This window comes from Treponema sp. Marseille-Q4523 (assembly GCF_016901105.1).
Lineage (GTDB): Bacteria > Spirochaetota > Spirochaetia > Treponematales > Treponemataceae > Treponema_D.
This window is the reverse complement of record NZ_JAFEVM010000059.1, coordinates 1-7,749: the sequence shown is the minus strand read 5'-3', so window position 1 is coordinate 7,749 and position 7,749 is coordinate 1. Positions and strand designations below refer to the sequence as shown.

Genomic DNA, 7,749 nt, shown 5'->3' with positions numbered 1-7,749 from the left:
GAGTTTACTATATCAAAATAAAATGAATTTGCTTTCATCAATTCGGATAACGTTTTATCTTTATCGGGAGCATCTTCGTAACATCTATTCAATTCATAAAGAAAGACATCAAAATAATCTTTATATGTGTTCCAATTGCCGCGATACAGATTGATCGTTTGCCCGCTTGCATAAAGGTTCGGCAGCATCGTAAAGTTTCCCAGCACATAACATTTATTTTTAAACTGTTCAACTTCTTTTATAAAAGCCGTATCATTGTTTGAATATTTTACAGCTCTTTCCATATTTTCGCCGAATAACGTATTAAATGTATTCAGCGTGTCCCCGCGATATTTTTTATGAGTTCCTATATCGGAAAACGAAAAATCCAAATCGGTATCATGTACTTTGTTGCTGAATATTAAATAATAAACGGCTCGCGCTATCTCCGTATCATCGGGGTCAAAGCCGGTTCCGAACTCACTGCATCGTCCGAATTTTTTATCATTTTCCAAAAGCAAAAAATTATACTGTTTGAAATTTTCTATATCTCCGTCCAATTTTTCACTTATAAAATCCTTTAAAAAATTGCAGCATTGAAACAAATCCGTCATTTTTTCTTCCCTTTCATCGCGTAATTATTATACCTATAGCACATTCATACTATCATTTGATGATAGGAAAACAGAGGATTTGCAGTATTATACTTTACCTCAGCGGCATACAATCTTACCGACGGTATCTGCCGCCCGTTCAGCCGGCCTTTACCGTTTTCAGATAATCGGAAAAATCTTTTTCGGCTTTGTCGAGATTTGCGCGGGCGGCTTCCGTCTTCGTTTTAAGCGAATCGAGTTCGCTTTCGAGGCGCATCAGTTTGTCGAGGAATTGTTTGCCCTGCGCAGTCGAAGAGCCCGTCGCTTCGAGATTTTCGCGCGCGCGTCTTTGCTCGTCGCCGATTGTTTTGTAGTCGGCGGAAAGCTTTTCGTATGCGCTCTTCGCTTCGTCGAGCTTTGCCTTTTTTGCCGCGATGTTTTCAAACGCTTTCCGCACCTCTTTCGGCATATCGGCATCGCTTGAGCAGGCGATAAAATCGTTTACATTCATCTTTATGAGAGCGGCAGTAGTTTCGACGATTTCGCTTTCGCTTACCGCGAGCGTGCCGGTTGAATTTTTATCGACCGAAAGCGTAAAGCGGTAGAGGGCGGGCGTTTTTTCAAGCAGCGCTTTCGTCGCAACGAGGGCGGCATTGCCCGTGATCGGGTGTTCGATGAGGACTTTCCGCGATTTTGCGGCGGAGTTTTTTATCGTATACGTCGAATCGTAAACGCGTTTTTTCGTGGTGTGCAAAAGCCCGCCCGCGATTTTCACCGTATCGATCGATGACGAAGATTTTTTCGTTAAGCTGCCGTTCACTTCCATATCGTCACCGTAGCCGATGATGCGCGTATCTCCCGCAGGCAAAAATTCGAGCACGGCGTCCCCCGCATACGCGCCTTCTGACGAAACGGAAACGGGACCTGCCGGGAATTTCATGCCGGACGTATTTTCGATGCGGACGCAGAATTTCGGGTGGGTGTTTTCTCTGAGATGCATATTCGAAAAAACGGAAAACTTTTCGGCGGGCAGTTTTACCGCGGCGATAGGGATCATAACGCTTTCCTGTCGGCCGATCGTAACGGGTTTTACCGGCGTAAACGTAAACATTTCGGCGGACACGTCGGATGCCGCAACGTTCCGATTTACGGTGTCCCGAAGCGAATCGCCGTAATCGTAACTTGAACCGATTTTCGCTTCGGCGGCGACTTTGTTCATGGACATCATCATGCGCGGAGACGAAGCTTCCGTGTACGCTTCATCGGCTTCTCCGTACGCGGAATCGTAGGTTTCCGCAGCGGTTGCCGCACCCGCCATGAGGGGCAGCGTCGGACGGTATGTATAATACGGCGGATACAGATCCTGCTTAAAACCGACGGGACGTCCGGTCGTCAGCGTCAAGCACACCTCGTTCCAGTCGATGTCGGTCGAATTGTCGACGATTGCCCACGCTTGAAACTCCGCAGTGCCGGAACCCGCGTCGATGCGGTACGTCGGCTTCCACACGGGGGATTCCATAACGTATGCGAGGCGGATGTCGCGCTTTCCCACAGCATCGATGAGAATCGAAAGATTTTTTTTCGAAGCGGACGAGGAACGAAGCAGAACGGAAAGTGCGGTATTTAAATCTTCTCCGCGCTTCGGATCGGTAAAGCGGAACGATTTTATTTCTTTAAACGGAAGGATGTGAACGCCGTCGGAAGCGAAAAGCGAAAGCGTATCGCCGCCCGCTTCGCGCTCGCGTCTGTCGACCGTCAGAATTTTTCCGACGAGTTTTTCGGCTGCCTTTTCTCCGGTGACGACTTCGATCTCCGCGCCGCGCTGGGCGTATAATATATCGGCCAAATCCGAAACTTCGCTCAGGTTGACGCTCAAGCTTTCGAGGATTTTCCGAAGCGCGTCTTCCGACTGATAGGCGACCGAAATATTTTTTGCCGCCGAATCGGAAACGATAAGCGATTTTAAAACGTCGTTGATCTGTTCCGGCGTAAACGATAAGCCGATGCGGGAAGCGCCCGACGCTTGCCCTTCGTGTTCGTAATAGGCGACGCCCGACGAATACAGCGTCACGTTTTTCAGCGGAACCGTCGTGTCCTTATACATAGCCGCTCCTTGTGCAAAAACAGCTGCAGATGCAATCGATAAAGATATTAATAGTATGAATGTCGATTTTTGAAATTGAGACATAATAAAAGATGTGCTTTCGGCGAGAACTTCGTTCGTTGCACTCACTACCGAGTTTGCTTTGCAAACTCGCCGTGTATGCCGCAGTCGAGCTTTTGAAGCAGGCTTCCGTAAGCCTAACGCTCGAAACGGCACGCGGCCGGAACCTCGTCTCCGCACAATATTATTTGTTTTCAAAAATCGCCATTCACTTGATCTGCGGACAGGATGGAAGATTTCGAGTTTTAGAAAACTCGAAATTGATATTAATAAAATATGTTTCACGGCATCCTCCGTAGAAAAACAGATGCGCGCGTACGCAGTTACAAAAAGAGGCGCACGTTTCGGTACCGCAGTCTCCGGCACCGCTGAACGTAAAACTGAAAATTATGTTCCGGAGATGACGTCGTAGAGTCTGTCCAAGTCGGCGCGGCTGAAATAATCGATTTCGATCGAACCCTTTTCAAGCGTTCCGTTGATTTTGCACTTTGTACCGAGCTTTTCGATAAATCTCTGTTCGATTGCAACGATATCGGTATCTTTTGCTCCGCGTTTTTTTTGCTTTTTTTTCGCGTCCGCAGCTCTGCCTCCGCCGTTGAATGATGAGGCACTTTCTTCGGCTTGGCGCACGGAAAGACCGTCTGCGATAATTTTATTAAAAAGCACGCGCTGGTCTGCGGGGTTTACGACCGAAAGCAGCGCACGCGCGTGACCTGCCGTGAGCTTTCCTTCGATGAGAGAAGCCTGCATATCATCGGGGAGCTTTAAGAGGCGGAGCGCATTTGCAACGGTGGAACGTTTTTTGCCTACGCGCTGCGCCGCTTCGTCCTGGCTCAGATCTCCCATCTGCATGAGATTGTAATACGCCGCCGCTTCTTCGATCGGATTCAAATCGGTACGCTGTATATTTTCGATGAGCGCGATTTCGAGCTTTTTTTGATCGTTGTAGCGCCGTATCTGCACGGGAACTTTTTGAAGCCCCGCAAGCTTTGCCGCGCGCGTGCGGCGCTCACCGGCGATGATAAAAAAGTTTTTTTCACCTGCGGGTTCGATGATGATCGGCTGCACGACGCCGTGCTCTTTGATCGAAGAAGCGAGTTCTTCGAGTGACGCCTGATCGAATTCTTTACGGGGCTGACGGGGATTCGGCTGCAATAGAGCGACGTCCGCCCACAACGCGCCGTCCGCATCCGATTCGATACCTTCGGGCAGCTTCGCACCTACGGCGATATCCGACACGGAAACGACATCCGCATCGACGGAAGCGCTTTCTCCGCCCGTATTCATGAGCGCGTCGAGTCCCCGCCCCAGTCCGAGTCCGCCTTTTTTAGCCACGGCGCATCACCTCTTCCGCAAGTTTTTTATAACTGACCGCTCCGACGCACGACGGATCGTATTCGCAGATGGGCTGGCCTCTGGACGGAGCTTCGGAAAGGCGCACGTTGCGCGGAATGATCGTAGAAAAAACGAGATCTTTAAAATACGACTTTACCTGCGTTACGACATCCTGTGCGAGACGCGTGCGCGAATCGTACATCGTAAAAAATATACCGCCGATCACAAGATTTTTGTTGATGCCCTGCTGCACTTTTTTTACCGTTTGAAGCAGGAGCGTAATGCCTTCAAGCGCGAAGTATTCGCACTGCATCGGAACGAGCACCGCGTCCGCGGCGGCAAGACCGTTCAGCGTCAAAATGCCGAGAGACGGCGGGCAATCGATGAGAATGTAATCGTAATCGTTCTTCAGATTTTCGAGCGATTTTTTGAGGTAAAATTCGCGGTCGCTTTGATCGACGAGTTCTATCGCGGCTCCAGACAGATCGATGGAAGCGCTGACGGCGTCGAGATTTTTTACCGATGCGTGTTTGATGACGTCGGCGGGAGATGCAAGACCGGCGATGAGCTCGTAAACGGTCGGCTTGTCTTTCGACACTCCGACGCCGCTGGACATATTGCCCTGCGGATCGAAATCGACAAGGAGCGTTTTTTTGCCGGCAAGCGCCATGTATGCGCCGATGTTGATCACCGACGTCGTTTTGCCGACGCCGCCTTTTTGATTTACGAATACGAAACATTTACCCATACGCTTTACTATATCATTTTTTCGGAAAATAGTATACTCGATAGTATGATACTTTCGGCAACGTTTTCAAAACCGGTAAAAAACGTCGAAGCGATTTTGGGCAGACCGTATACGCGTATAAAAATAAAGCGGCACGTAGCTTCTTCGGGCAAAGCGTATTTTGCGGAAAAATTTACCGCGACGCAGGTCTTTCAGGAGTATTACACGGAAGAAGAATTCGGCGATTTTTTGAAAGCGCACGCGGGTACGACGTTTAAAAACTGCGTCGAGCGTACGGAAACCGAAATCATCACGATACTCGGAAATAAAAACGGAAAAACGACGACGCTCCGAAAGTCGATCGAAAACGGAACTCGCCGGCAATTCGGCTCGAACTGCGGTGATACGGAATGCGGCGGCGCGGGGTGCGAAAATTCCTGCGCCGGGCAATCGAATGCGAGAGGACACAACCGTACAAAAAATTACCTCATCCCCGAAGGAAAGCCCGCGCCGTTTTTCGTGCTTCTCGGAGTGATGACGGCCGAAGGAAAAGTCATCGCGTCGAAGTACGATAAGTTCAGGCAAATAAACCGCTTTCTCGAATTCATCGACGATATCATTCCCTCGGTTATGCGCGCGGCAGGCACTTCGCGCCCCCTCCGAATCATCGACTTCGGCTCTGGAAAATCGTACCTCACCTTTGCGCTTCACTATTATCTCAAAGAGATAAAAAAAATCGACGCGCTCATTACAGGACTCGATTTGAAAAAAGACGTCGTCGCTTATTGCAATAAAACGGCGGCGGCGCTCGGAGCGGAAGGACTCGACTTTGCCGCAGGCGACATCGCCTCTTATGCGGACGGCGATAAAGCCGACATCATCATCACGCTGCACGCATGCGATACGGCGACCGATTACGCGCTCGCCTATGCCGTAAACTGCGGTTGCAAAGCGATTTTAAGCGTACCCTGCTGTCAGCACGAACTGAACGCCGCGCTCGATAAAAATACCGCAGACGCCGCGTTCGCTCCGCTTTTAAAATACGGCATCATCAAAGAGCGTTTTGCCGCTCTTGCAACCGATGCGCTCCGCGCCGAATACCTCGAAAAAGCGGGTTACGACGTCAAGCTCCTCGAATTCATCACGCTCGAACACACGCCGAAAAATATTTTGATCCGCGCCGTCAAACGGGAATCGGACAGCCGCACAAAAGGAAAAACGAATGCCGCCGCCGCAAACGAAGAAGCAAAAGCGCTCAGCGATGCACTGCACGCCGAGCCGATACTGCGGAAGTTGCTGCAGGAATCGGGCGCTGCCGAACAGGAAACAAAACACTGAATTCGCTTCGATGCTGCAGAGTGCGAGCGTCACCGATTAGCGCTGCAAGCGGTTACGGCGTCCGCTTTGCTGCGGCGGACAGCGTTCAAGTTTATAAACAGCGGCCGCCGAAATGCCGAAGATGATCCGACTGAAAGACGATGTACCGGTCTTTTTTAGAGAGGCCTTATCTTCCCGCTGCCTGAACTACGTAATGTTATATGCGGGCTGCCTTTATAATAAATTATACCCGAGCCGCTTACGACTCCGTTTAACGTGTTCTTTGCCCAAACTTCCGCAGAACCCGATCCCGAAATATCGACCGAGGCATCGTTTGCTTCCAATTCGGCGGCTTTCATTTTGCCGGAGCCGGAGATAAAAGCGTTTATATTCTCCGCTTTGCCCGACACCGAAACGGTTCCCGAACCCGCTATTTTCAGCTCTGTTTTTTCTACGGTAAGATTTTCGACTTTGATTTTCCCCGAGCCGGAAACGCTCAGCGTCAAGTCCATTCCTTTCGTGTTACATTTCGGCATAAACACTTTGGCGGAACCCGAAACGTACAATCCCTTCAAGTCCGGCAGAGTAACGGAAACTTCTTGTTTGGTGCTTTTCAAGTTGTATGTGCTTTTTACTTTGATATGCAGTATTCCGGATGAAACATATATGTCAAAAAACGGAAATAAATTTTCATCCGATGTAACTTTTACAGCAAAGGTGTCGCCCTGTTCGACGTTTACCGTCCAGCTGCCCGAACAGGAAATTGCAGTAAAATTTTTCAGATCAAAACTTTTCGTTGCAATATTCCCGTTTCCGTCGACGATATGTAAAAGTTCACAGCCCGTACAGCTAAGCAAAAAGAACACTGCCGCCGCAAAAATCACAGTACCGATTAATTTCGTTTTCATAGCTGATCTCCCGTTTTCGATTTTACTTATCGGATTTTATAAAATCGGCAACATTCTTACAAGTCCTATTGTTCTCGATGAAAGAATCAAATGCGCTCAGATAATTTGAATCCATTTTACTTGCAAAGTAAAATTTATAGTTTGCAGAAGATTTTTCATACCCTTCTTTCATATCTTCAACGTCTTTTCGATAATTTTTTTCAAAAAACTCCGAAATCGCAACATTTCCGCGATATATATGGTGAGTATTTTTCGGAGGTCGATAAAAAGCATCGGCTGAAATAGCGCCTCCGCTAAAGTCCGAAGACGAAAAACGCCGAGCGTTTTTCTTTTGTAGGAGACACTCGCGATTTCTGCGCATTGCTCGAAATCGCAGCGTTCTTATCTCGAGTTTGCGTTGCAAACTCGCCGATTGAACGTGTGCGCTCACGCGCACAGAAAAAACTTTTTCGGAAGTTACAACTTCCTGCAAAAGTTTTTTGAGAGGTCTTATGGCAAAGCACAATCGTCGGTACAAAGATTCGGTGTTCGTCGACTTCTTCGGCGAAGACAAAAACGCAAAGGCGAATTTCCTTTCGCTCTACAACGCGCTCCACGGTACAAAGCTCGATACATCGACCGAGCTCGAACCGCTCCGTCTCGAACAGGTGATGTACATGGCTTTCCGCAACGACATCGCCTGCCTCATCGAGGATAAAATCATCGTATTGATCGAGCACCAGTCTA

The 7,749-nt window shown here is 48.8% G+C and carries 7 protein-coding genes and 1 pseudogene; 2 read left to right on the top strand and 6 right to left on the bottom strand.

The window, feature by feature from the left end:
* From JSQ97_RS12285 to JSQ97_RS12270, 4 genes are all read right to left on the bottom strand, one after another.
* A partial coding sequence (locus tag JSQ97_RS12285; protein WP_205076310.1) for a DUF6994 family protein occupies window positions 1-284 on the bottom strand: 284 nt, incomplete at its 3' end.
* A gap of 448 nt (window positions 285-732) precedes the next feature.
* A complete protein-coding gene (locus tag JSQ97_RS12280; RefSeq protein WP_205076309.1) occupies window positions 733-2,676 on the bottom strand; it encodes a DUF4139 domain-containing protein in 1,944 nt (647 codons plus the stop codon).
* Window positions 2,677-3,123: 447 nt separating this feature from the next.
* Complete coding sequence (locus JSQ97_RS12275) at window positions 3,124-4,071, bottom strand: ParB/RepB/Spo0J family partition protein (protein ID WP_205076308.1); 948 nt, start codon at window positions 4,069-4,071, stop codon at window positions 3,124-3,126.
* Window positions 4,064-4,819, bottom strand: a complete 756-nt coding sequence (locus JSQ97_RS12270; RefSeq protein WP_205076307.1) for a ParA family protein — start codon at window positions 4,817-4,819, stop codon at window positions 4,064-4,066. The genes JSQ97_RS12275 and JSQ97_RS12270 overlap by 8 nt, the downstream gene beginning before the upstream one ends.
* Window positions 4,820-4,864: 45 nt before the next feature.
* Between JSQ97_RS12270 and JSQ97_RS12265 the strand changes: the two genes are divergently transcribed.
* Window positions 4,865-6,136 (top strand): class I SAM-dependent methyltransferase, encoded by a 1,272-nt coding sequence (locus tag JSQ97_RS12265; RefSeq protein WP_205076306.1) that lies wholly within the window; start codon window positions 4,865-4,867, stop codon window positions 6,134-6,136.
* 155 nt (window positions 6,137-6,291) lie between these two features.
* On the opposite strand, the gene JSQ97_RS12260 is transcribed toward JSQ97_RS12265, so the two are convergent.
* Window positions 6,292-7,023: a head GIN domain-containing protein gene (locus tag JSQ97_RS12260; protein ID WP_205076305.1), complete on the bottom strand. Its 732-nt coding sequence runs from the start codon at window positions 7,021-7,023 to the stop codon at window positions 6,292-6,294.
* 22 nt (window positions 7,024-7,045) lie between these two features.
* Entirely contained in the window at window positions 7,046-7,495 is a 450-nt protein-coding gene (locus tag JSQ97_RS12255; RefSeq protein WP_205076304.1) for a hypothetical protein, read from the bottom strand.
* A gap of 19 nt (window positions 7,496-7,514) precedes the next feature.
* On the opposite strand from JSQ97_RS12255, the pseudogene JSQ97_RS12250 reads away from it, so the two are divergent.
* A pseudogene (locus JSQ97_RS12250) lies at window positions 7,515-7,749 on the top strand (hypothetical protein); the annotation flags it as partial.

What these genes read in the sequence shown, in the direction of transcription:
- JSQ97_RS12280 (WP_205076309.1), bottom strand. Translation starts at nt 2,676, where the DNA reads ATGTATAAGGACACGACGGTTCCGCTGAAAAACGTGACGCTGTATTCG.
- JSQ97_RS12270 (WP_205076307.1), bottom strand. Translation starts at nt 4,819, where the DNA reads ATGGGTAAATGTTTCGTATTCGTAAATCAAAAAGGCGGCGTCGGCAAA.
- JSQ97_RS12265 (WP_205076306.1), top strand. Translation starts at nt 4,865, where the DNA reads ATGATACTTTCGGCAACGTTTTCAAAACCGGTAAAAAACGTCGAAGCG.
- JSQ97_RS12260 (WP_205076305.1), bottom strand. Translation starts at nt 7,023, where the DNA reads ATGAAAACGAAATTAATCGGTACTGTGATTTTTGCGGCGGCAGTGTTC.